Source organism: Arenibaculum sp. (assembly GCF_035998295.1).
Taxonomy (GTDB): Bacteria; Pseudomonadota; Alphaproteobacteria; order Azospirillales; family Azospirillaceae; genus DASYHS01.
The window spans coordinates 1-24,408 of the sequence record NZ_DASYHS010000194.1 but is presented as its reverse complement, the minus strand read 5'-3'; the positions used below and the strand labels follow the sequence as shown (position 1 = coordinate 24,408).

Here is a 24,408-nt window from a genome sequence, read left to right as displayed (position 1 = left end):
CCCCCCCCCCCGCCGGGCCGCCCGGGGCGGCAACTTTCCCCGTTATATCGAAGGAACTGGCGCAGGCGGATATCCCGTGCATTTTCGCATGACCGGGGCTGCCGCCTCCTGTTGTCGGAAGGTTCGGCAAACAGCAGGAGGAAAGCCGTGTTCCACCACGTCAAGGAACTGCAGTTCAACGCCCGGGTCTCGCATCCCGACCCGCGCTTCGCGGCTCTGCTGCTCGAGCAGTTCGGCGGCGGCAATGGCGAGTTGAAGGCCGCCATGCAGTATTTCGTCCAGGCCTTCGGCGCACGCCAGGCCTATCCCGAAAAGTACGACATGCTGATGGACATCGCGACCGAGGAGCTGAGCCACCTCGAGATCGTCGGCGCCACCATCACCATGCTGCTCGACGGCATCAACGGCGAGCTGAAGAACGCCGCCGAGAGCAACCCGATCATGAAGATGATGGACGGCAAGACTCCCAAGGAGGAGCTGATCCACCAGGCCCTCATGAATCCCCAGTTCCTGGTCCTGAGCGGCGGCAACCCGCAGCTCACCGACAGCCAGGGGACGCCCTGGTCGGGCGCCTACGTGAACGCGAACGGCGATCTCACCGTCGATCTGCGTTCCGACATCGCGGCGGAGTCGCGGGCCAAGATCGTCTACGAGTACCTGCAGAAGTTCACCGACGATCCCTACGTCAAGGAAACCCTCGGCTTCCTGATGACGCGCGAGATCTCGCACTTCCAGGTGTTCCAGGCGGCCCTCGACAGCATCCAGCCGAACTTCCCGCCCGGCGTGCTGCAGGGCGATCCCCGCTTCACCCATGCCTATTTCAACATGTCGAACGGCACGGATGCGCGCGGGCCCTGGAACCAGGGGCAGGGGCCCTGGACGACCGGCGAGCAGTGGGAATACATCGAAGACCCGCTGAAGCAGGTCGTCGAGACCCGCGGCGAGCTCGACAAGCCCGTGGTCGGCGCCGGCAAGTCGCCGGAAGCGGCCCACAAGCTCGACAAGGAGATGAGCCGCAAGCGCAGCACGGAGGTCAAGTCCGCGATGCCGAAAGGCGACAACCAGTGGTCGACCTATCCCCAGGAGAGCCTGCAGAGCCCGAAATCGGCCGAGCGCTCCTGACGCCCTCGGCGCGGCGGGAGGCTTCGGCCTTCCGCCGCGCCGCCTTCGGGCCGCCGCCGCGGCCGTCATGCGGTCGCGAACAGATGATTATCCCAGCGCAGCGCGTCGGCGAAGGGGGAGGGGAGGCGCTCCTTCCTCCCGGTTCCGGCATCGAAGCGCCAGATGCCCGATCGGCCGCTGGAGATCACGAAGCCGCCCGGCCCTTCCGCCGGCGCGACGCCGCAGCCGTCCGGCACGTCCGTTTCGGCGACGTAGCGGCCTTCCACGACATCCCAGAACGTGACGAGGTTGCCCCTCGGCGCCGAGACCGCGGCGATCCGCCCGGCCCGGTCGAGGGTGGTGCTGCCGGCGTAGTTGCGCATCCGCGCCGCGACCGGCGCCGGTGCGTGGAGCAGGCGTAGCCGCTCTTCTCCGCGATGCACGCAGACCAGCGGCATCGGCTGCGCGTCCGGCCCTTCGAACTGCAGGGCGGCGACGACGGTGCCGTCCGGCCCGACCGCGAGATGGCGTATGCTCAGGAGATGCAGGTCCGGCGCCAGCCGGTACTCGTCCCGCAACCGCCCGCCGTCCACGTCGACATAGGCGAGCGAAGGCCGCATGGACTGCAGGTTCAGCTTCGCGCGGCCGGCGTCGGGATGGGTCTGGATCCCGCCATTGGCGACGACCAGCGTGCGGGCATCGGCGAGCAGCCGCAGGTCGTGGGGGCCGACGCCGTGGCTCGGCAGCTCGCCGATGCGGCGGTAGCGGTCCGTGGCGTCGTAGACCCCGATCACCCCGGCGGCGCCTTCGAAATCGTTCTCGGTGGCGAACAGCGTCCGGCCGTCGGGCGAGAAGGTGCCGTGGCCGTAGAAATGCCGGTCGGGGCGGCTGTCGATCCGGGACACGATCTCCCCCGCCCGCCAGTCGACGGCGAGCGCGAAGGTGCCGGGGCGGCGTGCGAACAGGATGCAGACCGGCATGCGGGGATGAAGCGCCACGCCATGCCCGCGTCCGGGAAGATCGAGGTCGACCACCTTGGCGCCGTCGGGACCGATGCCTGAGAAGTGGAACCGGCCGTCCGCGGCGGCCGTCGCGCCGAGCCAGGCGAGCCCGGGCCGCTCCGCGGCGTGTCCCGGCAGCGCGCCCGATGCCGCGAGCGCCGCGAGCACGCGCAGCACCTGCCGCCTGCTCGCTTGCATCAGTCCCCGTCCATGGCGTTGAAGCCCAGCGGCGCATCCAGGGCGGAAGCCAGCCTCGTCGCCGCCAGCCCGTGCAGCGCCGAGACCTGCTCGCGGAGCTTGTCGAGGGCCTGGCGCTTCTCCGGAAGCCCGATGGCGTCGGCCAGCGGCACGTCGATGGACCGGGCCGTGTCGAGGGCCGCGGCGAACCCGGCCTCCATCAGGCCGTCCAGTTCGGGATCGAGGCCGGAGGCCCTGGCCAATGCCCGCAGCCCTTCGGTCGGTCCAAGCCCGTACATCGCCTGGAGAGCCTCCAGGTTGGCGACGACGTTGGGCAGGGTTCGTGCGCTGCGCCAGTTCTCCGCGAGGCGGGGATTGCCGCGCTCGACCGTCTCGCCGAGCGGCTTGGCGAGCTTCAGGTCGGCGATGCGCTGCAGTCCGGCCGTGAACGCCTGGAGCAGCTCGGCGGTCGCCTGCCGCGGCGTCTCGAACGCGCCGCCGTCCGCCTGCACCAGGCTCGGCCCGAAGGCGCGCCACTCGCGCTCGAGATCGGCGGCCATGCCGGCGAGGTTGCCGGTGATGGCGGTCGCGAAGCGGCAGCGGAAACGCGCGTCCTCGGACGCCTGCGCCAGTCCGGCGCCGTCCTCGAACAGCAGCCGCTCCAGCGCCGGGAAGCCCTGGATGGCGACGCTGCCCCGGGCGAAGTTCTCGGCCGAGATCGCCGCCCCGTCCCGTTGCGCGACCGCCTGGCCGAGTTGGCGGCCGGTGGTGTTGCGCGGGTCGGGCCAGAAGGCGATGCGATGGTTGCGCATGAACAGCACCGTCGGGCCGAGGGTGAGGTGCTCGACCCTCATCCAGGCGTCCAGCGCTTCCCGGTAGCGCGCCTGCGCCGCGTTCAGCCCCGCGGCGCCGGGTTCGGCGCAGAAGCCCTCCGTCTCGGCGTCGAGACGGAGGGCCGCGTCCCGCAGGGTCTCGAAGCCCGGCAGGACCGCCTTCTCGACGAGTGCTGCGTTGGCGGCACGATAGGCGTCGGCCGGCAGGACGTCGGCGCGCGCCGGGCCGGACGCCGCCGACAGGACGCCGGCGAGGAGAATGACGGCGGACAGGTGCGGCGCTTTCGTCGTCATGTTTCCCACCATCAAAGCGATCCCACGAACTTCAGGAGGGCCTCGCGATCCCCGGCGGGCAGGCCCGCGAAGGCGTCGCGTGCCGGCTGCGCCTCGCCGCCATGCCAGAGGATGGCTTCCTTCAGGTTGCGGGCGCGCCCATCGTGCAGATAATAGGTGTGGCCGTTCACGGCTTCGGTGAGACCGATCCCCCACAGCGGCGGCGTGCGCCATTCGCGGCCGTCGGCGAGGCCCTCAGGGCGCCCGTCCGCCAGCCCCGGCCCCATGTCGTGGAGCAGCAGGTCCGTGTACGGCCAGATCAGCTGGTAGGCCTGGGGCCGCTCGACGCCCGTCCTGGGCGTCACGTATTTCGGCCGATGACAGTCCGCGCATCCGATGCCGTAGAACAGCTTCTTGCCCCGCAGCGCCCCGGCATCCTCGACGTCGCGCCGGGCCGGCACGGCGAGATTGCGGACGTAGAACAGGATCTCGTCCATCACCTCGGAGGGGGCTTCCAGCCCTGCGAACTGGGGGCTGTCGCCGTGGGGCGCGGAGCGGCATGGGCCCTGCCGGTCGGTGCAGTCGCCCCAGGCGTCGGGGAGCATCGGGTTGGACATGCCGATGTCCCCGGCCATGGCGGCCGAGTTCTGGTGGTCGAGGGTCGGGGCGCCGGCCTTCCAGCCGAAACGGCCGAGCACGGCCCGCCCGTGCTCCGGGCTCCAGGCACGGTTGGCGCGGCCGGAAATGCCGTCGCCGTCCGCATCCTCCGGATCGGTGCCCGCGAGGATATCGGCCTCGTCGATCGCTTCCAGCAGCCCGAGGCCGATCATCTGCGGGGCGATGCGCGGCGACATCAGGGTTCCGGGTTCCAGCGGGCCGTAGTTGAGGTCGACGACCGAGTAGCTGGGCTTGCGCAGGCCGACCGTCTCTCCGCCGGCGAGGCTGACGGGGACCTCCTCGTAGGCGATCCGCATCCGGCCTTCGGGCAGATGGCCGGGAATGGCGAAGTCCTGGAGCTGGCTGCCATAGGTCGGCTCGGGAATGAACGGCACTTCCAGGGCCTTCAGCGCCGCCGCCTCCGCCTCGTTGCGCGGGGGTACGCTGAGGCGCAGGAGCATCGAGACCGCGCCGTCCTCCGGCCCTTCGGGCGGATGCCCCCTGCCGTCCTTGAGATGGCAGCCCTGGCACGAGCGGGCATTGTAGAGCGGGCCGAGGCCGTCGGACGCCTGCGTCGACGACGGGGCCGTCACCCAGGAGCGGCGGAAGAATCCGTTGCCGATGAAGAAGCGCAGCCGCTCCTCGAAGTCGAGATTGGCGGCGGGGTGCGAGAAGGCATCGGCATCGAAGGCCGCGGTCGAGGTTCCGGCGCCGCCGGGATTGGCCTCGAACGGCTCCGCCCGGCTGAAATCCGTCGCCGGCCGGACCACGTCCGCCGGGTCGGCGGCCAGCGTCGGCGGCGACGGGACCGCCGGCAGGACGGCGAGCAGCCCCGCAAGGAGAATGCGTCTCGTCACGGGGCCGCCCACTCCTTCCTCACTGAAAGACCGCCTGCGGGTCGTCGAGGCTGTCGGAGCCTTCGAACTCGACGGCACCCAGCCCCAGGGCCTGGCCCGCCCGCTCGATCGCCCGGGTCTGGGCGGTCAGGGCGTCGACCGCCGCCAGCACGACCCGGTTCCCCTCCTCGTTGCCCATCGCGATCATCTGGTCGTAGGCCTCGGTGGTCCGGGCACGGTCGACCAGGGCCTTCATGGCCTGCTGCGTCGCGTCCAGCCGGGCAAGGAGTTCCTCGTTCGCCGCCGGATCGGCCGCCGCGACGAGGTCGGACAGGCTCGGCCCTTCGACGACGCTGCCGTCGACGCGCTGGTAGCGCCCCGTGTAGACGTTCCGGATGCCGAGCGCGTCGTAGTAGTGCGACCAATGGGTGTTGTCGGAGAAGCAGTCGTGCTCCTCCTCCGGGTCGTGCAGCATCAGGCCGAGCTTCATGCGCTCGCCCGCCAGCTCGCCATAGGAGAGGCTGCCCAGCCCCTTGAAGGCCATCGCGAGGCCCGTCTCGGCCCCTTCCGCGGCCACGGCCTCGCGGGCGGCGCCGTCCTCGTCCCAGTTCGCGACCATCTCCTCCAGGTCCCGGATCAGCAGGTCGGTGGCCGCGCGCAGATACTGGGCGCGGCGGTCGCAGTTGCCGCCGGTGCAGGCCGCCGGGTCGTAGTCGCTCGCGGGCCGGTTGCCGGCGCCGGGGCCCGTGCCGTTGAGGTCCTGGCCCCAAAGCAGGAACTCGATCGCATGATAGCCCTTGGCGACGTTCGCCTCGATCGCGTCGATCTCGTGCAGGTCGCTCAGCAGGCCCGCATCGATGGTGCCGGCATCGACGGTCCGGCCGCCGACGGTGAGCGTGGGGTTGGCGATCACGTTGGCGGCGTAGAAGGCGTTCTCGTCGGACGCCTCGCCGTAGATGCCCGTGTCGACGTAGTCGATCAGGCCCTCGTCGAGCGGCCAGGCGTTGACCCTTCCTTCCCACTCGTCGACCGCCGGGTTGCCGAAGCGGTAGGCCTCCGTCTGCTGGTAGGGCACGCGGGCGGCGATCCAGGCTTCCCGTGCGGCCGCCAGCGACGTCTCATCGGGATCGGCCAGGAACGCCTCCACCGCCTGCTGGAGGCCGCGGGCCGTGCGCAGCGAGTCCTCGTAGCCCGCTCGGGCGACGTCGGCATAGGTGTCGAGAACGGCGTTCCGGTCGGCCGCCTCGGCGGCGGTCATTCCCAGCGCCAGCAGGCCGGCACCCGCAGCCAGGGTCATCAGGCGGCTCGTCATTTTTCCTCCCGTCGCGTGATCGTGCCGCCGCAGCCTCTCACTGGAACGGAGGAAATGCAAGTTACTCGCATTCTCACGAAAATACGCGGCGCCGGGACGGGGCCGGGTCAGGAGTGGCGGATCTCGTCGTGCCGGTAGCCCTGGGCGTAGAGCAGGGCGGTCAGGTCGGTGTGGTCGATGCGGGCGCGGGCCTGGGCCGCGACCGATGGCTTGGCGTGGTAGGCGACCCCCAGCCCGGCGGCCTGGATCATCGGCAGGTCGTTGGCCCCGTCGCCGACCGCCAGCGTCTCCGCGATGGGGATGTGGTGGCGGCCGGCCTCGCGGAGCAGGGTTCCCAGCTTCGCGTTCTTGTCCAGGATCGGCTCCACCGGCCGGCCGGTCAGGCGGCCGTCGACCAGCTCGAGGTCGTTGGCCTGGTCGTCGTGGAAGCCGAGCCGGTCGCGGACGCGGGCGGAGAAGAACTTGAAGCCGCCCGACACCAGGACGCAGCGCGCCCCGTTCCCGCGCATCGTCGCCACCAGGGCGGAGGCGCCGGGCATCAGCTCGACCCGGTCGAAGACCTGCTCCAGCGCGTCGGTCGACAGTCCCCGCAGCAGCCCGACGCGCTCGCGTACGGAGTCCGCGAAATCGACCTCGCCGTTCATGGCCCGCCAGGTGATCTCCGTGATGCGCTCGCGGATGCCGACCAGGTCGGCCAGCTCTTCCAGCATCTCTTGCTGGATGACCGTCGATTCCATGTCGGCGACCAGCAGGCGCTTGCGCCGGCCGGCGCTCGGCTGCGCGATCAGGTCGATCCGGCGCCCGGGCAGGGCGGCGGCGGCGGCGGCGGTCGCCTGGTCGGGGCTCAGCCCGGCGAACGGCAGGTCGCATGCGATCCCGGGAGCCAGCGTGTCGGGAGTGCCCGTCAATGCGCCGAGGCCGGTCAGCGCCGCTCGGGCGCCGGCGACCGCGGCATCGTCCAGGTCCGCTTCGGCGGCGTTTGCGATCAGGGTCAGTACGTGGTCCATTCGGTCGACCTTGCGCGATGCGGGGGCGCGTCTTTATGAGGTCCCGTGAAGCTTTCGTCCATGCCCGAGATGCACCCGTCCCTCCCTGTCGTCGTAATCGGCGGCCCGACCGCCAGCGGCAAGTCGTCGCTGGCCCTCGATCTCGCCGAGCGGTTCGGCGGGACGGTCGTCAACGCCGACAGCATGCAGGTCTATCGCGAGCTGCGCGTGCTCACGGCCCGTCCCGGCGCCGCCGACCTCGCGCGCGCGCCGCACCGGCTGTACGGCGTGCTGTCGGCGGCCGAGCGGTGCTCCGCCGCCCGCTGGCGCTCGCTCGCCCTCGACGCGATCCGCGAGGCGCGGGAGCTCGGCCGGCTGCCGGTCGTGGTCGGCGGGACCGGGCTGTATCTGCGCGGCCTGATGGAAGGCCTGGTGGAGCTTCCTCCCATCCCCGACGCGGTGCGGACCGCCGCCCGCGAAGCGCGCGAGGCGCTGGGAGCCGCCGGCTTCCACGCCGATCTCGCCACCCGCGACCCGGCCGCCGCCGCCAGGCTCGATCCCGCCGACCGGACGCGCACCCTGCGCGCCTGGGAGGTCGTCGTTGCCACCGGCCGGCCGTTGACGGACTGGCAGGCGCGAGGTCCGGGCGCGCCGCCCGCGGACCTGCGCTTCCTGCCGGTCCTCGTCCTCCCCCCGCGCGAGGTCCTGTACGCCCGGTGCGACCGGCGCTTCGCCGGCATGCTGGACGAAGGCGCCCTGGCGGAGGTGCGCATGCTCGACCTTCTCGGCCTGGATCCCGAGCTGCCCGCCATGAAGGCGCTGGGCGTTCCCGAGCTGCGCGCTCATCTGCGCGGCGAGCTCGGTCTTGCCGCCGCCGTCGAGGCCGCGAAGCGGCAGACGCGCCGTTACGCGAAGCGGCAGGTGACATGGTTCCGACACCAGTGGGAAAGGATGCATAGCTGGCATGTCGCCGACGCGCAACAAACGGAAAATGCGATTGCGGAAATCGGCACGATCTTGCGTGAAACCCGTTGACCGATTGCGGCGCAGCATTTACGGTGCGCCTTCCCGGCTGGTCGAGATCGGCCGAGTCGTAGCGTCTGTCCGTAATTCGTGGATCAGAAAATGATGTCCCAGAAGCTGACCGGAGCGGAAATTGTCCTCAAGGCCCTGCGCGACCAGGGCGTGGACGTAATTTTCGGGTATCCCGGCGGCGCGGTACTTCCGATCTACGACGCCCTGTTCAAGCAGAACGACATCCGCCACGTCCTCGTGCGTCACGAGCAGGCCGCCGTCCACGCGGCCGAGGGCTATGCGCGGTCCACCGGCAAGGTCGGCGTCGTCCTGGTGACGTCGGGCCCGGGTGCCACCAACGCGGTCACCGGGCTCACCGACGCGCTGATGGACAGCATCCCCGTCGTCTGCCTCACCGGGCAGGTGCCGACGCATCTGATCGGCAACGACGCCTTCCAGGAGGCGGACACGACCGGCATCACGCGGCCGTGCACGAAGCACAACTACCTGGTCAAGCATGTGGACGACCTGGCCCGCACGATGCACGAGGCGTTCTACGTCGCGCGCACCGGCCGGCCCGGCCCGGTCGTGGTCGACCTGCCGAAGGACGTGCAGTTCGCCGAGGGCGGCTACGTCGTTCCTTCCGAGGTCCAGCACAAGAGCTACCGGCCGCAGGTGAAGCCCGACCTCCGGCGCATCGAGGAGGCGGTCGAGCTGATCGCCTCGGCCGAGCGGCCGATCCTGTACACCGGCGGCGGCGTCATCAACTCGGGCCCGATCGCCTCGCAGCTCCTGACGCAGTTCGCCCGCATGACCGGCATCCCGGTCACCAGCACGCTGATGGGCCTCGGCGCCTATCCGGCCTCCGACCCGCAGTGGCTCGGCATGGTCGGCATGCACGGCACCTACGAGGCCAACCTCGCGATGCACGGCTGCGACGTGATGATCAACGTCGGCGCCCGGTTCGACGACCGCGTGACCGGCAGGCTGGCGGACTTCTCGCCGGGCTCGAAGAAGATCCACGTCGACATCGATCCCAGCTCGATCAACAAGAACGTGCGGGTCGATGTGCCCGTGGTCGGCGACTGCGCCCATGTCCTCGATGACCTGATCCGCATCTGGAAGGCCCGCCAGAAGCGCATGGGCGAGGCCGGGATGAAGGCGTGGTGGGAGCGCATCGCCGGATGGCGGGCGGTCGACTGCCTGCGCTACCAGCACACCGACAAGGTGATCAAGCCGCAATACGCGCTCGAGCGCCTGCGCGAGCTGACGCGCGGCCGCGAGCCCTACATCACGACCGAGGTCGGCCAGCACCAGATGTGGGCGGCGCAGTTCCTCCCGTTCGAGCAGCCGAACCGCTGGCTGACCTCGGGCGGGCTCGGCACGATGGGCTACGGCCTGCCGGCCGCCATCGGCGTGCAGATCGCCCATCCCGACGCGCTCGTCGTCGACGTGGCGGGCGAAGCCTCGATCATGATGAACATCCAGGAGCTGTCGACGGCGGTCCAGTACCGGCTTCCGGTCAAGGTGTTCATCCTGAACAACCAGTACATGGGCATGGTCCGCCAGTGGCAGGAGCTGCTCCACGGCTCGCGCTACTCCCAGAGCTATTCCGAAGCGCTGCCCGACTTCGTGAAGCTGGCCGAGGCGTTCGGCTGCGTCGGCCTGCGTGCGACCGAGATGTCCCAGGTCGACGACGTGATCCGGGAGATGGTCGACACTCCGCGGCCGGTGATCGTCGACATGTGCGTGGATCAGAAGGAGAACTGCTTCCCGATGATCCCGGGCGGCAGGGCTCACAACGAGATCCTGCTCGGTCCGCAGGACGCGCCGTCGGATGCGACCCCGGAGCAAGGCATGGTCCTCGTATAGGCGGCAGGGGCCTCCGGGCCCCGAGCGCCGGCCCCGCGCGGCGCGGGGCCGCGGACACCTCCGGCCCCGCTTGCGCCGGGCCGGCTTGCCTGTACCCTTCCGGAGTTCCATACCGTGAGCAACGACACGACCAGCGGCATCGCCAGCGGCATAGAGAGACATACGATCTCGGTGCTCGTCGACAACGAGCCGGGCGTCCTCGCCCGCGTCATCGGCCTGTTCTCCGGCCGGGGCTACAACATCGAGAGCCTGACCGTCGCCGAGACCGACCCCGGCCGGGGGCTGTCGCGGATCACGGTGGTGACCAGCGGCACCCCCATGATCATCGAGCAGATCAAGGCCCAGCTCGACCGGCTGGTGCCCGTCCACCGGGTCAAGGACCTGACCGACGAGGGGCGGCACATCGAGCGCGAGCTGGCGCTCGTCAAGGTCGCGGGCGCGGGGGAGAAGCGCATCGAGGCGCTCCGGCTCGCCGACATCTACGAGGCGCGCGTCGTCGACGCGACGCTGACCTCCTTCGTCTTCGAAATGACGGGGACGGTCGAGGAACTCACCGACTTCATCGGCCTGATGGGCCAGCTCGGCCTGGTCGACGTCTGCCGGACCGGCGTCGTCGCCATGTCGCGCGGGCCGTCGGCTTTCTGACGGCACCGCGCCGCGCGGCGCTACTACGGGGATCTGGCCGCGCGCGGCGCGGCATTCATGCGAGGAAGAACATCATGCGCGTCTATTACGATCGGGATGCCGACGTCAATCTGGTCAAGGGCAGGAAGGTCTGCATCGTCGGCTACGGCAGCCAGGGCCATGCCCATGCCGCCAACCTTCGCGACAGCGGCGTGAAGGAGGTGATCGTCGCCCTGCGTCCCGGCAGCGCCAGCGGCCGCAAGGCCAAGGCCGCGGGCTTCACGGTGATGACCCCCGCCGAGGCGGCGAAGATCGCCGACGTCGTGATGGTGCTGACCCCGGACGAGCTCCAGGCCGACCTCTACCGCGACCATCTCGGCCCGAACATGAAGGAGGGGGCGGCGCTCGCCTTCGCCCACGGTCTCAACATCCATTTCAGCCTGATCGAGCCGCGCGCGGACATCGACGTCTTCATGATCGCCCCGAAAGGGCCCGGCCACACCGTGCGCAGCGAGTACCAGCGCGGCGGCGGCGTGCCTTGCCTGGTGGCCGTCCACCAGAACGCGAGCGGCAACGCCCTGGAAGTGGCGCTGTCCTACGCCTCCGCGATCGGCGGCGGCCGCGCCGGCGTCATCGAGACCACCTTCAAGGAAGAGTGCGAGACCGACCTGTTCGGCGAGCAGGCGGTCCTGTGCGGCGGTCTCACCCATCTGATCCAGGCCGGCTACGAGACGCTGGTCGAGGCCGGCTACGCGCCGGAGATGGCCTATTTCGAGTGCCTGCACGAGGTGAAGCTGATCGTCGACCTGATGTACGAGGGCGGCATGGCGAACATGCGCTACTCCATCAGCAACACGGCCGAGTACGGCGACTATACCCGCGGGCCGCGCCTGATCACGGACGAGACCAAGGCCGAGATGAAGCGGATCCTCGACGACATCCAGAGCGGGCGCTTCACGCGCGACTGGATGCTGGAGTGCAAGGTCGGCCAGCCGAGCTTCAAGGCGGTGCGCCGCCGCAACGCCGAGCACTCGATCGAGCAGGTCGGCGAGAAGCTGCGGGCCATGATGCCGTGGATCGCCGCCAACAAGCTCGTCGACAAGGCGAAGAACTGATCGCGGAGAACTGATCCCTAAGGGCGGCGGCGCGGGGCGGACCCGCGCCGCTTCGCCCTTGGGCCGCGGCCCTTACCCCGCGGCGCGCCGGCGCTCGGCGGCCGTGATCGGGGGGGCCGAGTTGCGGCGCTCGAGGGCCGCCTGGATGCGCGGGAAGATCAGCAGCTCGGCCGGGTGGGGCCCGCCGTCGAGCTGCTTCAGCTCGCCGTCCATCAGCCGGCGCAGCGCCTCGCGGCCCCGGCACAGGCGCGACTTCACCGTCCCGACCTTGGCGCACAGGACCGTCGCCGCCTCCTCGTAGCTGAGCCCTTCCAGCCCGATCAGCAGCAGCACCTCGCGCATCTCGGGGGTGAGCTGCGCCAGCGCCCTCTGCAGGTCGCGCATCGCGAGCCCGTGCTCCTGCCCGGCCGGAGCCGGCGGGCTCAGCGCCTCCAGCGTCTCGTCCGGCGCCGTCGTGGTCCGGGCGCGCCTCAGCTCGTTGATGTGGGCGTTGCGCAGGATCGTGAAGAGCCACGCCCGCATGTTCGTCCCGGGCGTATAGCTGTCGAGCCGCGTCAGCGCGCGTTCCAGCGTGTCCTGCACGAGGTCGTCGGCGCGTTCGGGATGGCCGACCAAGGCCCTGGCGAACCTGCGCAGCGCCGGGATTTCCTGTTCGAGCCGTTCGAGCGTGTTCTCGGTCATGAGGGGTCTCCGTAGCCGCGCCGGCATTCTCGGTTCACTGTCGTCATCAGTCTCGCGCAATCCATCGGCAGGAAACCTGTTGTGATCCGTGCGGGCCGCGGGACGGCCCTTCGGGTTACAGTTTGGAGGTTCCGCGGCCGGTTCCAACCCGGGTACCCGGGGTAATACCGTCCGCCTAGACCGATCCGGGTCCGGATTGATCGGCTCCGTGGCCGCGCCGGACGGCCTGCTGCCGTTTCGCCGCGGTGGATCAATGCGTTGAGGATACGCAAAGGCGGCGCCGTCCATCGACCCTTCTTTCCGGAACGCGGGATCGGCTCTTGGTCATATCGCATATGACCGCCTGCTCCTTTATTGCGCGTGCTACGGACCGGGATGGGAATTTCGGGTGGCTTCACGGAGTGTTAACCACGCAAGGCGAGGATGGGGCACTCGGGACGCCGACACCATCTCCCGGTTCCGGCGCGATCACCGACGGCAACAGGCATCTCGAAGGGATGCCCCGGCGCACTCTCCACTTGAGTAAGGCCGGGCGTTGATCTAGGAACACTGAGATGGCTTCTTCCTGGCCGTCGCCGACGACCTCGGGCCCTTCCAACCGAATGCAGAGCTAAAAACCTCCATGCTTTCGAAATTGCTCGGCGTGCTGTCAGCCGACATGGCGATCGATCTCGGCACGGCCAATACGCTCGTCTACGTGAAGGGCCGCGGCATCGTTCTCAATGAGCCCTCCGTCGTGGCCATCGCCAACGTACGGGGAAAGAAGCAGGTGCTCGCCGTCGGCGACGAGGCCAAGATGATGCTCGGGCGAACGCCCGGCAACATCCAGGCGATCCGGCCGCTGCGCGACGGCGTCATCGCCGACTTCGAAGTCGCCGAGGAGATGATCAAGCACTTCATCAGGAAGGTGCACAACCGGCGGAGCTTCGCGAGCCCGCAGGTGATCATCTGCGTCCCGTCGGGCTCGACCGCGGTCGAGCGGCGCGCGATCCAGGAATCGGCCGAATCGGCGGGCGCGCGCCGCGTCTTCCTGATCGAGGAGCCTATGGCCGCCGCGATCGGCGCCGGCCTGCCGGTGACCGAGCCGACCGGAAGCATGGTCGTCGACATCGGCGGCGGCACGACCGAGGTCGCCGTCCTGTCGCTGGGGGGCATCGTCTATTCGCGCTCGGTCCGCGTCGGCGGCGACAAGATGGACGAGGCGATCATCGGTTACATCCGCCGCACCCACAACCTGCTGGTCGGCGAAGGCTCGGCCGAGCGCATCAAGAAGGAGATCGGCTCCGCCTGCCCGCCCGAGGACGGCGAAGGCCGGATCATGGAGATCAAGGGCCGGGACCTGATGAACGGCGTCCCGAAGGAACTGATCATCTCCGAGCGCCAGATCGCGGAATCCCTGGCCGAGCCCGTGTCGGCGATCATCGAGGCCGTGAAGGTGGCGCTGGAGCACACCGCCCCCGAACTGGCCGCCGACATCGTCGACAAGGGTATCGTCCTGACCGGTGGTGGTGCCCTCCTCGGCAATCTGGATTACGTCCTGCGCCACGCGACCGGATTACCTGTATCGATTGCGGATGATCCCCTTTCCTGCGTTGCCCTCGGCACCGGCCGCGCGCTAGAAGAAATGAAGACGCTCAAGAACGTGCTGATAAGCATGTATTAAGCACCTGGGCAGTACGGTTATTCGGTGGCGGGAGCTTCGGGCGCCGCCACGGGCCGAGTTGAAGCGGGTTGAGCCAGTGAAGTCACGCGCCACCGGATCCGTGGTAAGACTTGCCGTTCCTCTGCGGGCGCTGGCTCAGCGGTTCTCCTTCCTGCTTCTGGTGTCGTCCGCCATCATGCTGATGATGGTCGGCAAGATCGACGCCGTGCTGGTCGAGAATGTCCGGGCCCGCGTCACGGACGCCTTCGCCCCGATCCTCGAGGCGATCTCCCGCCCGGCCGCGACCACCGCGAACCTCGTCGAGACCGCCAACGAACTGGTCGACCTGCGCGGCGAGAACGAGCGCCTGCGCCAGGAGAACGCCGTCCTGCTGCAGTGGCAGCAGGCCGCCCAGCGGCTCGAGGCGGAGAACCGGAGCCTGCGCGGCCTCCTGAACTACGTTCCCGAACCTGCGGCGCGCTTCGTCACCGCGCGCGTCGTGGCCGATCCGGGCGGCGCCTTCGTGCGCACTCTCGTCGTCACGGCGGGGCGCCGCGACGGCGTGCGCAGGGGGCAGGCCGCCCTCTCCGGCAGGGGGCTGGTCGGCAGGGTCGTCGAGGTGGGCGAGTGGTCGGCCCGCGTGCTGCTGGTCACGGACCTGAACGCCCGCGTCCCGGTCGTGCTCGAGCCTTCGCGCCAGCGCGCGGTGCTTGGCGGCGACAACGGCGACCAGCCGCTGCTGATGTACATGCCCCCCGATGCGCCGGTGTCCGTCGGCGACCGCGTGACGACCTCGGGCCATGGCGGGCTGATCCCCGCCGGGTTGCCGGTCGGCGTCGTGGCCTCGGTCGGCGAGCGGGGGGTCCGGGTCGCGCCGATGGTCGACCTGTCGCGGGTCGAACATCTCCAGATCGTCGATTTCGGCCTGCCGGGTGGCCTCGCTGCCGAGGCAGCGGCGCGCGGCGGGATGCAATGACGGGAAGCTTCTGGACCCGGGTCGACGCGGCCGGCCGGAATGTGGCGCCGTTCGCCGTGACCGCGATGCTGATCCTGGTCGCCATGGTCCCGCTGTACCTGCCCGGCTACGGCGCCGTGGCGCCGGGGCTCGGACTGATGGCCGTATACTACTGGACGATCCATCGGCCCGACCTGCTGCGCCCGGCCTTCAGCTTCGGGCTCGGGGTGATGCAGGACCTGCTCGGCGGGACCCCGCTCGGCTCGACGGCGCTCGTCTATGTCCTGGTGTGCTGGCTGATCCTGACCCGCCGGCGCTTCTTCCTGTCGACCGGGTTCACGATGCTGTGGGTGGGTTTCGGCCTCGTGGTGCTCGGGGCGGCGGCGGTGTCGTGGGTGAGCCACTCGATCCTCCAGGTGGCGCTCCTGCCAGTGGCGCCGGTGCTCGTCCAGGCGCTGCTCACCGCGGCCCTGTTCCCGTTGTTCGCCTGGCTGTTCATCAAGGTCCACCGCGCCTTCCTGCAGGTCTGACGCATCATGGATCGCGACACCGACCGTTTCCGCCTTCTGGCCCGCCGCACGCTGCTGCTCGGCGGCATGAAGCTCGGGCTGGCTTCGGCCCTGGTCGGGCGCATGTACTACCTCCAGGTCGTCGAGTCCGACCGGTTCAAGACGCTGGCGGACGAGAACCGGATCAGCATGCGGCTGGTGGCGCCCTCGCGCGGGCAGATCCTGGACCGGTTCGGCGTGCCCCTCGCGGTGAACGAGCAGAATTTCCGCGTCGTCGTCGTGGCCGAGCAGGCGCGCGACGTCGAGCGGACGCTGGCGCTGCTCTCCAACATCGTCCCGATCTCGGACGCGGAGATGCGGCGCATCCTGCGTGAGATCCAGCGCCGGCGGGCCTTCGTCCCAGTCACGGTGAAGGAGAACCTGACCTGGGAGCAGGTCGCCCAGATCGAGATGAACGCGCCCGACCTTCCCGGCGCGTCGATCGAGGTCGGGGAGATCCGCAGCTATCCGTTCCAGTCGGCGACCGCCCATCTGCTCGGCTATGTCGGCGCGGTCTCGGAGAAGGAGCTGACCGGCGATCCGGTCCTGGCGCTGCCGGGGTTCCGCATCGGCAAGAACGGGGTCGAGAAGCATCACGAGAAGGATCTCAGGGGGCAGGCCGGCGCCAGCCGGCTCGAGGTCAACGCCGTCGGCCGCGTGATCCGCGAACTCGACCGCGACGAGGGGCAGGCCGGGCGCGACGTCACGCTCACCGTCGACATCGGCCTCCAGCAGTACACGCAGGACCGGCTCGCCGGCGAGCAGAGCGCGGCCGCGGTCGTGCTCGACGTGCATACCGGCGGCATCTATGCGCTGTGCTCGAGCCCGAGCTTCGATCCGAACCTGTTCGCGTCCGGCATCCCGACCAGCATATGGAAGGACCTGACCTCCGATCCCACCGCCCCTCTGACCAACAAGGTGATCGCCGGCCACTATGCGCCGGGCTCGACCTTCAAGATGGTGGTGGCGCTCTCGGCGCTGGAGGCGGGGATCATCAATTCCCGGACCCCGGTGTTCTGCCCGGGGCACATGGTCCTCGGCGGTCACCGCTTCCATTGCTGGAAGAAGGGCGGCCACGGCTCGGTCGACGTGCTGGGGGCGCTCCGCCATTCCTGCGACGTGTACTTCTACGAGGTGGCCCGCCGGCTGGGCATCGACCGCATCGCGGAGACGGCCCGGCGCTTCGGCCTGGGCTCGCGCCTCGACCTGGAGATCCCGGGCGAGCGGCCCGGCCTGGTGCCCGACCGCGCGTGGAAGCTCGCCAACCTCGGCAAGTCCTGGACCCAGGGCGAAAGCCTGATCGCCGCGATCGGGCAGGGCTACGTGCTGGCGACGCCTCTCCAGCTCGCCGTGATGACGGCGCGCCTGGTCAATGGCGGCTTCGCGGTCAAGCCGCACGTCACGCGGCAGATCGAGAGCGGCTGGACGGAACAGACGGTCTGGCCGTCGATCGGCGTTTCGCAGGCGTATCTGGAACTGGTCAAGCAGGGCATGTACCAGGTCGTCAACGCGCCGACCGGGACCGCGTACCGGTCCCGCATCACCGAGCCGGGCTTCGAGATGGGCGGCAAGACCGGGACGAGCCAGGTGCGCCGCATCACCATGGCGGAGCGCGTGACCGGCGTGCGCAAGAACGAGGATCTGCCCTGGAAGGAGCGCGACCACGCGCTGTTCGTCGGCTATGCGCCGATGTCGGCGCCGCGATACGCCTGCGCCGTCATCGTCGAGCACGGCGGCGGCGGCTCGGCCGTGGCGGCGCCGATCTGCCGCGACCTGCTGATCGAGGCGCAGAAGCGCGACGTCGCGCGGGATGCGCCGCCGCAGGTGGCGCAGATGCCGGCCGGCGACGGCGGCGCGGCGCCGCGGCCCGTGGGCCCGCCGATCGCCAATCCCGGCGCCGCCCGCACCGAAGGATGACGGCATGCGCGGGGAACTGGTCGGGACCCAGCCCGAGCTGACGCTGCTCGACAGGATCTGGCATCTCAACTGGGTCCTGGTCCTGATGCTCGCCGGGATCGCGGGCATCGGCTTCGCCATGCTCTACTCGGCCGCCAACGGGTCGCTTGACCCGTGGGCATCGCGCCAGATGGTGCGCTTCGGCTTCGGGATCGGCGTGCTGCTGGTGGTCGGGCTGATCGACATCCGCATCTGGATGAAGCTGGCCTACCCCATCTACGGCGTCGGCTTCGCCCTGCTGGTCGCGGTCGAGCTGGTGGGGGAGATCGGGATGGGCGCCCAGCGCTGGATCGACCTAGGCGTGATCCAGCTCCAGCCCTCGGAGGTGATGAAGATCGCGATCGTGCTGGTGCTCGCCCGCTACTTCCATGGCGCGAGCCTGGAGCAGATCGCGCGTCCGGTGTATCTGGTGCCGCCGATCCTGATGGTGCTGGCGCCGGTCGCCCTGGTGCTGAAGCAGCCGGATCTCGGGACGGCGATGATGCTGCTGATGGTGGGGGGCGCGCTGTTCTTCCTGGCGGGCGTGCGGCTGTGGAAATTCGCGGTCGTCCTGGCGGCCGGCGCCGGGTCGGTGCCGGTGGCCTGGCAGTTCCTCCACGACTACCAGAAGAACCGCGTGCTGACCTTCCTCGACCCGGAGAACGACCCGCTCGGGACCGGCTACCACATCATGCAGTCGAAGATCGCGCTCGGTTCGGGCGGACTGACCGGGCGCGGCTACCTGATGGGCTCGCAGAGCCATCTGAACTTCCTGCCGGAGAAGCAGACGGACTTCATCTTCACGATGCTCGCGGAGGAGTTCGGGCTGGTGGGCGGCGTCGGGCTGCTGGGGATGTACCTGCTGCTGCTGGCCTACGGCACCGCGCTGGCCCTGCGCTGCCGCAACCAGTTCGGCCGCCTGGTCGGGCTTGGCGTCGTGACCAACCTGTTCCTGTACGTCTTCATCAACATGGCCATGGTGATGGGTCTGATCCCGGTCGTCGGCGTGCCGTTGCCGCTGATCTCCTACGGCGGAACGGCGATGCTGACGGTGCTGTTCGGCTTCGGCCTGCTGATGTCCGCCCATGTCCACCGCGACATGCGGATCTCGCGCCGCGGGATCAGCCTGGACGACTGAAAAAAGCCGCGCTGGCCGGGCGATTGGGTATCGACAAGCCTGTCAGCCTTCGCTATATACGCGACCTCACGACGCGCCGCCCCGCCCTCAGGACGGGAACGCGATCCGGGAAACGGGTGCATAGCTCAGTTGGTAGAGCAGCTGACTCTTAATCAGCGGGTCCAAGGTTCGAGTCCTTGTGCACCCACCATATAAGGCCCTGAAACGTAACACGTTTCGGGGCCTTTCCATTTCCGGCTGGGGCGTCTGTCAGACTTTTTGCGAGTCTGACAGCAGACTTTCGTCAGCTGTTCGTTCCGCCGGCGGCCCGTTTCTGTTCCTCGTGAGCGAGCAGCTTGGCCAGCGCGGCGTCCGCCATCTCGCCGGTGATCGCCATGTAATGGCGCAGGATCTTGTACGCGTCGTCCTCATCGTGGCCGGTGATCGCGCATATCTGCGGGATCGTGCAGCCGGCCTCGGCCAGCTTGGTGACGGCGGTATCGCGGGTGTCCATGTACTGCGCGGTCGCGATCGACGGCACTGTCTCGGCCGCGGCCGCCCGGAGTTCGCCGAAGACGTGGCGGAAGTTGTCGGCCTTCCATGGCCGCTTAACGGTGTCCTGCCACAGGATCGTGGGCGCCTTGACGCCGTCGGCCGTGCGGCGGGCCTGCTGGGCCTCCCAGCGGGCGAGCACGCGCGGATGGGCGGGGATGTCGATCCAGGCCTTGCGCTTGCTCTGGCGCAGCCGCAGGCGCCGTGTGCCAAAGGCATCTGGCTGGAACTGGATCTCGAGCATCGCCAGTAGGTCGCCCTGACGTTGGCCCCAGTAGACGCCGTAGATCACCGCATCGCCGACGGAGTGCCAGCCCTGGGCGTCGGCGGCCGCCACGAAGGTGTCAATCTCCTCGTCCGACCAGATGCGCAGCCGGGGCGCGGTGCCGATCAGGCCAGGCTTCTCGGCGGCGTTGTGGCTGGTGAGGCCCTTGTCCCATGAGTATTTCAGCAGAATGCGCAGCACGCGGATCGTGGCGTTCGCCTGGGCGTGCCTGCCCGTCTTCATCAGGGCTTCGTAGTAGTCCTGGACCAGCTCGCGGGTGATTGCCTTCACCGGCGCGTTGCCGGCCCATGCCTCGATCTTGGCGAGGCATTTAGCGTAGTCGGCCTGGGTCTTCGCCGCGTTCTTGAGGTAGCGGGGGCTGGCCTTGTAGAGGCGGATCGCATGGGCGACGGTGCCGGGTCGAACCTCGGGCACCGGCGCCGGCAGCTCGGGCTCGCCGCCTGTCCGCTCACCCCGACGCCAGGCGGCGAGTTGCTCGTTCTTGGCCTTGGCGAGCTCGATCGCCTCATCGAGGGTGGCGGCCGGTGTGCCGTCGGGCTTCACGAGGCGCTCGGTCTTCCAGCCGAGATCCCGCAGGCGAGAGGCCGGCTGCCAGAAATAGCGGGTTGCGCCGGCGGCGCCTGGTCGGGCGACGAGGTACGGCACCTTGATCTTCATGCCCGGCCTCGCCGCATCCGGTCGAAGTTCTTGCCGAGCTGGGTGTACTCGCGGAGCAGCCGCCGGATGAGATCGGCGGCATCCTCGTAGTCGCGCGCAACCTGCTGAGGGTCCGACGGGGGTCCCGCTTCGAGGCGCTCAAGGATGGTGGGTTCGTGGTCCATGGTCACCTCCCCAAAGGATCGGTTACGGTGCTCTGGCGGAGGGGCGACGTCAACTCGACCGGAGGGATCGCGGAAGTTGACGGGCTGGCCGTTCAGCCTGATGACGTGGTGAGCGTGGATGTCGTCGAAACCGGACTTCGAGACGATCCAATCGCCGTCCCATCCGGCGACGGTATAGCTCGCCGCCATGCCGCCGCAGCGGGTCGCTCGAATGCGATCGCCGGGCTTCAGGATGGCACGAGCACGTTCGGTTGCCCGCTTGGCAGCGGCTATCTGCTCGTCGGTCATTCGTGCCATCAGATGTCCCAGCCTGCGCCGATATCACCCCACACTCCGGTTTGCTCGTTCCAGGTGCCGAAGAGATGCTCGACCAGGGCGCTGGCCGCCTGTCGACCAGGATCGTCGCCGATCAGCGCGCGCAGCTCAGTCTCTTCGCCGTCAGCGAAGGTGTCGCGCTCCTCGGGCGTCAGCTGCGCGAGGGCGGCTTCGGCCAGGCCGACCAGGTGCGCCAGGCGCGCCGGCGGTGTCAGCGCATCGGGCTGGACAGCGCCGGCGTAGCAGGCGCCGTTGCTCCGGAGCATCGTGGCCAGCGTGTAGTGCAGGGCAGGGTGGCTGTCGGCGGTGATGGTGATCATCAGTAGTCCTCCCGGTGGCTGCAGTAGCCGCACTCGAAGAAGTCGGGCGGGGCGTGCTCGCACTCCTCCGCGTAGCGGTCGAGCTCGTCCTCCGACAGGTAGTCCGGCGGGGCGCAGTGGCCGGGCTCGAGGGTGCCGTTCCGGCACACGGGGCAGATCGCGGTTGGCATCACTGCGGCCGCCCGGGAGCGTCATGGGTGCGCCCCTCGTGCGCCGCGATGAACTCCTTCATGGCAACGAGCATCTCCTCGCGTCGGGCGTTGCTGATGTAGTTCATGCGGTGCTCGCCCTCGCTGTCGGCTGCGCCGAAGGGGAAGACGAGCAGGGCGAAGCCATAGGGTTTCACGACCTTGTCGATGGCCTTGGCCAGCGCTTGCATCTTGGCTCGCTGGCTTTTCTGTATTGGGTCCATGAGCTTCACTCCATCCCCAGCGCGGCCTTGTATAGATCGAGCAGCTCCTCCATCTCCTGGCGCTCATCCTTGGCCTGTTTGCGTAGCCGCAGGATCTGGCGGATGATCTTCGTGTCGAAGCCGGTCCCCTTGGCCTCGGCCAGCACGTCCTTGATGTCGTCCTGCAGCCCCTTCTTCTCCTCCTCGAGACGCTCGAGGCGCTCGATGAAGGAGCGCAGGCGATCGCTCGCGATCCCGCCGACGTCGTTGGTTGCCATCCTGTCTGCCTTTCAGTGTTTGCCGGCCTGGGCGAGCGCGGCGCGCTTGGCCTTGGTGTGCCGGGCGAGGTTGTCCCAGAGATCCGGCCGCTCGGCGCCGAGCTCGTCGATCGCCGGCCGGTTGGCCTTGAGGTTCGCGTTGAGCTCGGCGACGTCGCGCGCCAGGTCCGTGCAGAGGTTCAGGGCGGCGCTGAGCGTCCTTGCGCCGCGGGGCGTCACGCCGCGGCCCCGGCGGCGCTGGCCTGGTTGGCGGCCAGCCAGTCGCGGATGAACTTCGCGACCGAGGTTTTGGACATGCAGCTGCTCACGTTACTGACCCCGTTGTGACGGGAAATGGTGATATTCATCGCTTGGTTCGGCTGCTCGCGTCCGAGATGCAGACCGTCGAGGCCGAGCTGCAGTTCGATCCGGAGCTCGCCGGCGAGGAGGCGCGGCCTCAGCGCGGCCTGCAGCTTCTCGATCAGCGCAGCAGGCACATCGACCCAGGGGCTCGCGATCATGGTGCAGGCGGCACCGTCGACCGGTGCGGCCGGTTCGGCTACTGCCATCAGGGCCGGGTTGGAGAGAGCGAGGCCAGACCGGCCTTTAATCCAGGCCATGCCGGCCGCGGTAAGGACGATGCCTTCCTCGTCAACGTCGGGGTCTTCGGGCGGGGTCCGCTCGACATAGCCGGAGGCGAGCAGCCACTCTTTGTGTTCCTCGCCACCGTTCGCGTCGACCAAGTCGAGGAAGTCGGACAGCGCCATCTCGATCTGGTCGTGTAGCAGTATCAGGAAGCGCATCAACTTGAAGCTCTTCGGCGCGACGAGCGGCGCTGCAGCCGGCCGCGGCACGGACGGGCCGGCGGCGTCGCGAACGGCGTTCGCCTCGGCCTCGGCCTCGGCCTCGGCCGTGGCGTCCTCGATGTCCGCCTGCGCCGGCCGGAGGTGTTCGGGGATCGCGACCTTCCAGCGCCTGGACAGCGTGTGGATCGCGGGGTGCAGCTCGCCCCAGGCGAGGGAGAGGTTGGCGGCGACGGAGGCGGCGAAGGCGAGCGCGATCGTGTCGTCGGGGATGCGCTCGAGCGCGGCCCAGGCGGCCGGCAGGTCGGCGCGGGTCTTGACGTACTGGCTACCGTCGCTCTGCGCCCGGGCGACCAAGCCGGCCAGCGGCGCCAGGGGGCCGCCGTTGAAGAATGCCTTGTTCAGCCCGCCGGAGTAGTAACCGCTAGACACGACGCGGCCCATGCCCTCGGTTATGCGGTCGAGCAGGACCAGGCGCATCATGGTCGCGGGCTCCTCGCCCATGTGGCGGAGGAGTTGGAGCTTGAAGGCGTCGTGCGCCTTCTGTTTGGCCTCGCGCTGGGCGTCATCCTCGGCCCGGCGGGCCTGCTCGGCCGAGCGGTCGCGCAGCACGACGCCCTCCTCGATCCTTACCTTGCCTTCCCAGCGGTCGAAGACGACGACGCAGCCGGCGGCGCTGCGGTCGGTGGAGCGCTGATCCTCATAGTCGTAGCTGCTGAACCACTCCACCAGCTGGGCCCATTTCCATTCTTGGCGGAGCACATCCACCTTCGCCTGGGCGGCCGTTTTCTGGGCGTCGAGGAAGGCGTTCTTGGACGCGAAGTACTTCGTCCCCGTCTCGGGGTTCTCGATGATCTCGCCGGCGTAGCTGTCGAGCGGGAAGATTGCGCGCGACACCGGTACCGCGCTGAGCAGGATGTAGGCGCGCAGGCTGTCAGCCGTCGGGTAGCGGCCCTCGGCGGCGTCCTTGACGAGTTCAGCCTGCTTATTGACCGGCGCCATGGTCAGCACGCGCGCCTGGGTGAAGGTGATCTTGCCGTCGCGCAGCGCATCCTGGGCCGCGTCGGACAGGCGGCCAACCAGGGCAAGGCGCTGCTGGACGTGGCGGGCCGAGCAGCCGATCTGTTCCGCGATGGTCTTCGGCGACCAGCGCTTGGGGTCGATCTGCTGCAGCTGGGCGAAGGCCTCCGCCTCCTCCATGGCGTTGACGTCCTTGCGCTGCAGGTTCTCCAACAACGCCAGGGCCAAGTGCTGGGCGTCGTCGACGTCGAGGACGCGGCAGGGCACGAGGAGCGCGTCGGGATCCCACTTCCCCTGCGCAGCCAAGGCGCGTAGCGCGCGCCATCGCCGCTCGCCGGCGACGATGTCGAAGGCGGGTAGCTCGCGGTCTTCGCCGAACGCCGGGCTGACGGTGACCGTGCTATCGGCTCGGCGGCGCACCACCAGGTTCTGGAGCAGGCCTTGGGCCGAGATGCTGTTCGCCAGTTCCTTGATGCCGTCCTCGTCGAAGTGCTTGCGCGGGTTCAGCGGCGACGGGTGGATCTGGCACAGGGCCAGCATCTTCACGCCCGGGTCCGCGTCGGACGGCGGTGCGGCCAGTACCTCGACGGCGATCGAGCCCAGGCCGGTCAAGGCGTCGATCGTGGTGCCGAGCGCGTCGGCGAGCTTCTGCAGGACGGCGAGCTGCGGCGAGGTGATCTTGCCGCCCTCGATGTCGGAGATGGTGGCCTGCGCGACCTTGGCGAGGCGCGCGAGTTCCTTCTGGCTGTGGCCGGCGGCGGTGCGGGCCGCCTTCAGGCGGCTGGCGAGGTCGTCCATGACTTGCCCTCCTATTGGAGCTTTGCGGCTCGGGCGTCCCGGGCCATCTGGCGGTAGCGGTCGGCGACCACCTGGTAGTGGATGAGCGTGTCGATGATGCTGGTGCGCGCCGGGCCCGGTGCCATCTCGGCACCGCGGGCGGCGAGGGCGGCGTGGAACTCCTCGT

Annotated in this window: 24 protein-coding genes and 1 tRNA gene; 11 read left to right on the top strand and 14 right to left on the bottom strand. The window is 69.3% G+C overall.

The features are described from left to right. Positions 1–147: 147 nt before the first annotated feature. Entirely contained in the window at positions 148–1,122 is a 975-nt protein-coding gene (locus tag VGO20_RS19370; protein WP_327504023.1) for a manganese catalase family protein, read from the top strand. Between the two features lie 65 nt (positions 1,123–1,187). Here the strand turns inward: VGO20_RS19370 and VGO20_RS19365 are convergent, their stop codons facing one another. The 5 genes from VGO20_RS19365 to serB form a co-directional block, all read right to left on the bottom strand. Then, positions 1,188–2,300, bottom strand: coding sequence for a DUF1513 domain-containing protein (locus tag VGO20_RS19365; protein WP_327504022.1), 1,113 nt, complete (start codon positions 2,298–2,300; stop codon positions 1,188–1,190). Continuing rightward, complete coding sequence (locus VGO20_RS19360; RefSeq protein ID WP_327504021.1) at positions 2,300–3,406, bottom strand: imelysin family protein; 1,107 nt, start codon at positions 3,404–3,406, stop codon at positions 2,300–2,302. The genes VGO20_RS19365 and VGO20_RS19360 overlap by 1 nt, the downstream gene beginning before the upstream one ends. A gap of 11 nt (positions 3,407–3,417) precedes the next feature. Continuing rightward, positions 3,418–4,899, bottom strand: coding sequence for a di-heme oxidoreductase family protein (locus tag VGO20_RS19355; protein ID WP_327504020.1), 1,482 nt, complete (start codon positions 4,897–4,899; stop codon positions 3,418–3,420). 19 nt (positions 4,900–4,918) lie between these two features. After that, a complete protein-coding gene (locus tag VGO20_RS19350; protein ID WP_327504019.1) occupies positions 4,919–6,190 on the bottom strand; it encodes an imelysin family protein in 1,272 nt (423 codons plus the stop codon). 107 nt (positions 6,191–6,297) lie between these two features. Next, positions 6,298–7,197 (bottom strand): phosphoserine phosphatase SerB, encoded by a 900-nt coding sequence (gene serB, locus VGO20_RS19345; protein ID WP_327504018.1) that lies wholly within the window; start codon positions 7,195–7,197, stop codon positions 6,298–6,300. A 69-nt stretch (positions 7,198–7,266) separates the two neighbouring features. Here serB and miaA point away from each other — a divergent pair, with 69 nt between their 5' ends. The 4 genes from miaA (at position 7,267) to ilvC (ending at position 11,801) form a co-directional block, all read left to right on the top strand. Next, positions 7,267–8,211, top strand: coding sequence for a tRNA (adenosine(37)-N6)-dimethylallyltransferase MiaA (miaA, locus tag VGO20_RS19340; protein WP_414639860.1), 945 nt, complete (start codon positions 7,267–7,269; stop codon positions 8,209–8,211). Between the two features lie 90 nt (positions 8,212–8,301). After that, positions 8,302–10,062, top strand: a complete 1,761-nt coding sequence (locus tag VGO20_RS19335) for an acetolactate synthase 3 large subunit (RefSeq protein ID WP_327504016.1) — start codon at positions 8,302–8,304, stop codon at positions 10,060–10,062. A 114-nt stretch (positions 10,063–10,176) separates the two neighbouring features. Further along, complete coding sequence (ilvN, locus tag VGO20_RS19330; protein ID WP_414639858.1) at positions 10,177–10,707, top strand: acetolactate synthase small subunit; 531 nt, start codon at positions 10,177–10,179, stop codon at positions 10,705–10,707. Beyond that, positions 10,659–11,801, top strand: coding sequence for a ketol-acid reductoisomerase (gene ilvC, locus VGO20_RS19325; RefSeq protein ID WP_327504024.1), 1,143 nt, complete (start codon positions 10,659–10,661; stop codon positions 11,799–11,801). The genes ilvN and ilvC overlap by 49 nt, the downstream gene beginning before the upstream one ends. 72 nt (positions 11,802–11,873) lie before the next feature. On the opposite strand, the gene VGO20_RS19320 is transcribed toward ilvC, so the two are convergent. After that, positions 11,874–12,482: a sigma-70 family RNA polymerase sigma factor gene (locus VGO20_RS19320; RefSeq protein WP_327504015.1), complete on the bottom strand. Its 609-nt coding sequence runs from the start codon at positions 12,480–12,482 to the stop codon at positions 11,874–11,876. 622 nt (positions 12,483–13,104) lie between these two features. Here VGO20_RS19320 and VGO20_RS19315 point away from each other — a divergent pair. From VGO20_RS19315 to VGO20_RS19290, 6 genes are all read left to right on the top strand, one after another. Beyond that, on the top strand, positions 13,105–14,145 hold the full coding sequence (locus VGO20_RS19315; RefSeq protein WP_327504014.1) for a rod shape-determining protein: 1,041 nt from the start codon (positions 13,105–13,107) through the stop codon (positions 14,143–14,145). Between the two features lie 76 nt (positions 14,146–14,221). Then, entirely contained in the window at positions 14,222–15,100 is an 879-nt protein-coding gene (gene mreC / locus VGO20_RS19310) for a rod shape-determining protein MreC (RefSeq protein WP_327504013.1), read from the top strand. Then, complete coding sequence (gene mreD / locus VGO20_RS19305) at positions 15,097–15,609, top strand: rod shape-determining protein MreD (protein WP_327504012.1); 513 nt, start codon at positions 15,097–15,099, stop codon at positions 15,607–15,609. The genes mreC and mreD overlap by 4 nt, the downstream gene beginning before the upstream one ends. Positions 15,610–15,615: 6 nt before the next feature. Next, positions 15,616–17,544, top strand: a complete 1,929-nt coding sequence (mrdA, locus tag VGO20_RS19300; RefSeq protein WP_327504011.1) for a penicillin-binding protein 2 — start codon at positions 15,616–15,618, stop codon at positions 17,542–17,544. A 4-nt stretch (positions 17,545–17,548) separates the two neighbouring features. Beyond that, a complete protein-coding gene (rodA, locus tag VGO20_RS19295; protein ID WP_327504010.1) occupies positions 17,549–18,700 on the top strand; it encodes a rod shape-determining protein RodA in 1,152 nt (383 codons plus the stop codon). A 114-nt stretch (positions 18,701–18,814) separates the two neighbouring features. Continuing rightward, positions 18,815–18,890 (top strand) — tRNA-Lys (locus VGO20_RS19290). A gap of 93 nt (positions 18,891–18,983) precedes the next feature. On the opposite strand, the gene VGO20_RS19285 is transcribed toward VGO20_RS19290, so the two are convergent. The 8 genes from VGO20_RS19285 to VGO20_RS19250 are packed head-to-tail and all read right to left on the bottom strand — an operon-like array spanning position 18,984 to position 24,242. Next, positions 18,984–20,174: a tyrosine-type recombinase/integrase gene (locus tag VGO20_RS19285; RefSeq protein ID WP_327504009.1), complete on the bottom strand. Its 1,191-nt coding sequence runs from the start codon at positions 20,172–20,174 to the stop codon at positions 18,984–18,986. Next, entirely contained in the window at positions 20,171–20,626 is a 456-nt protein-coding gene (locus VGO20_RS19280; RefSeq protein WP_327504008.1) for a hypothetical protein, read from the bottom strand. The genes VGO20_RS19285 and VGO20_RS19280 overlap by 4 nt, the downstream gene beginning before the upstream one ends. Before the next feature lie 8 nt (positions 20,627–20,634). After that, positions 20,635–20,973, bottom strand: coding sequence for a hypothetical protein (locus VGO20_RS19275; protein WP_327504007.1), 339 nt, complete (start codon positions 20,971–20,973; stop codon positions 20,635–20,637). Then, positions 20,973–21,143: a hypothetical protein gene (locus tag VGO20_RS19270; protein WP_327504006.1), complete on the bottom strand. Its 171-nt coding sequence runs from the start codon at positions 21,141–21,143 to the stop codon at positions 20,973–20,975. The genes VGO20_RS19275 and VGO20_RS19270 overlap by 1 nt, the downstream gene beginning before the upstream one ends. After that, entirely contained in the window at positions 21,143–21,352 is a 210-nt protein-coding gene (locus VGO20_RS19265; protein WP_327504005.1) for a hypothetical protein, read from the bottom strand. Before VGO20_RS19265 ends, VGO20_RS19270 begins: the two co-directional genes overlap by 1 nt. A 38-nt stretch (positions 21,353–21,390) precedes the next feature. Continuing rightward, complete coding sequence (locus tag VGO20_RS19260; RefSeq protein ID WP_327504004.1) at positions 21,391–21,642, bottom strand: DUF2312 domain-containing protein; 252 nt, start codon at positions 21,640–21,642, stop codon at positions 21,391–21,393. Positions 21,643–21,654: 12 nt separating this feature from the next. Next, positions 21,655–21,861 (bottom strand): hypothetical protein, encoded by a 207-nt coding sequence (locus tag VGO20_RS19255; protein ID WP_327504003.1) that lies wholly within the window; start codon positions 21,859–21,861, stop codon positions 21,655–21,657. Further along, complete coding sequence (locus tag VGO20_RS19250) at positions 21,858–24,242, bottom strand: ParB/RepB/Spo0J family partition protein (RefSeq protein WP_327504002.1); 2,385 nt, start codon at positions 24,240–24,242, stop codon at positions 21,858–21,860. The genes VGO20_RS19255 and VGO20_RS19250 overlap by 4 nt, the downstream gene beginning before the upstream one ends. Positions 24,243–24,408 lie beyond the last annotated feature (166 nt).

Coding starts and splice junctions, on each gene's coding strand:
- VGO20_RS19275 (WP_327504007.1), bottom strand. CDS start 20,973: ATGATCACCATCACCGCCGACAGCCACCCTGCCCTGCACTACACGCTG.
- VGO20_RS19250 (WP_327504002.1), bottom strand. CDS start 24,242: ATGGACGACCTCGCCAGCCGCCTGAAGGCGGCCCGCACCGCCGCCGGC.
- VGO20_RS19350 (WP_327504019.1), bottom strand. CDS start 6,190: ATGACGAGCCGCCTGATGACCCTGGCTGCGGGTGCCGGCCTGCTGGCG.
- VGO20_RS19335 (WP_327504016.1), top strand. CDS start 8,302: ATGATGTCCCAGAAGCTGACCGGAGCGGAAATTGTCCTCAAGGCCCTG.
- VGO20_RS19265 (WP_327504005.1), bottom strand. CDS start 21,352: ATGCAAGCGCTGGCCAAGGCCATCGACAAGGTCGTGAAACCCTATGGC.
- VGO20_RS19320 (WP_327504015.1), bottom strand. CDS start 12,482: ATGACCGAGAACACGCTCGAACGGCTCGAACAGGAAATCCCGGCGCTG.
- VGO20_RS19260 (WP_327504004.1), bottom strand. CDS start 21,642: ATGGCAACCAACGACGTCGGCGGGATCGCGAGCGATCGCCTGCGCTCC.
- VGO20_RS19360 (WP_327504021.1), bottom strand. CDS start 3,406: ATGACGACGAAAGCGCCGCACCTGTCCGCCGTCATTCTCCTCGCCGGC.
- rodA (WP_327504010.1), top strand. CDS start 17,549: ATGCGCGGGGAACTGGTCGGGACCCAGCCCGAGCTGACGCTGCTCGAC.
- VGO20_RS19315 (WP_327504014.1), top strand. CDS start 13,105: ATGCTTTCGAAATTGCTCGGCGTGCTGTCAGCCGACATGGCGATCGAT.
- miaA (WP_414639860.1), top strand. CDS start 7,267: ATGCACCCGTCCCTCCCTGTCGTCGTAATCGGCGGCCCGACCGCCAGC.
- mrdA (WP_327504011.1), top strand. CDS start 15,616: ATGGATCGCGACACCGACCGTTTCCGCCTTCTGGCCCGCCGCACGCTG.
- mreD (WP_327504012.1), top strand. CDS start 15,097: ATGACGGGAAGCTTCTGGACCCGGGTCGACGCGGCCGGCCGGAATGTG.
- VGO20_RS19270 (WP_327504006.1), bottom strand. CDS start 21,143: ATGCCAACCGCGATCTGCCCCGTGTGCCGGAACGGCACCCTCGAGCCC.
- VGO20_RS19280 (WP_327504008.1), bottom strand. CDS start 20,626: ATGACCGACGAGCAGATAGCCGCTGCCAAGCGGGCAACCGAACGTGCT.
- VGO20_RS19365 (WP_327504022.1), bottom strand. CDS start 2,300: ATGCAAGCGAGCAGGCGGCAGGTGCTGCGCGTGCTCGCGGCGCTCGCG.
- serB (WP_327504018.1), bottom strand. CDS start 7,197: ATGGACCACGTACTGACCCTGATCGCAAACGCCGCCGAAGCGGACCTG.
- VGO20_RS19285 (WP_327504009.1), bottom strand. CDS start 20,174: ATGAAGATCAAGGTGCCGTACCTCGTCGCCCGACCAGGCGCCGCCGGC.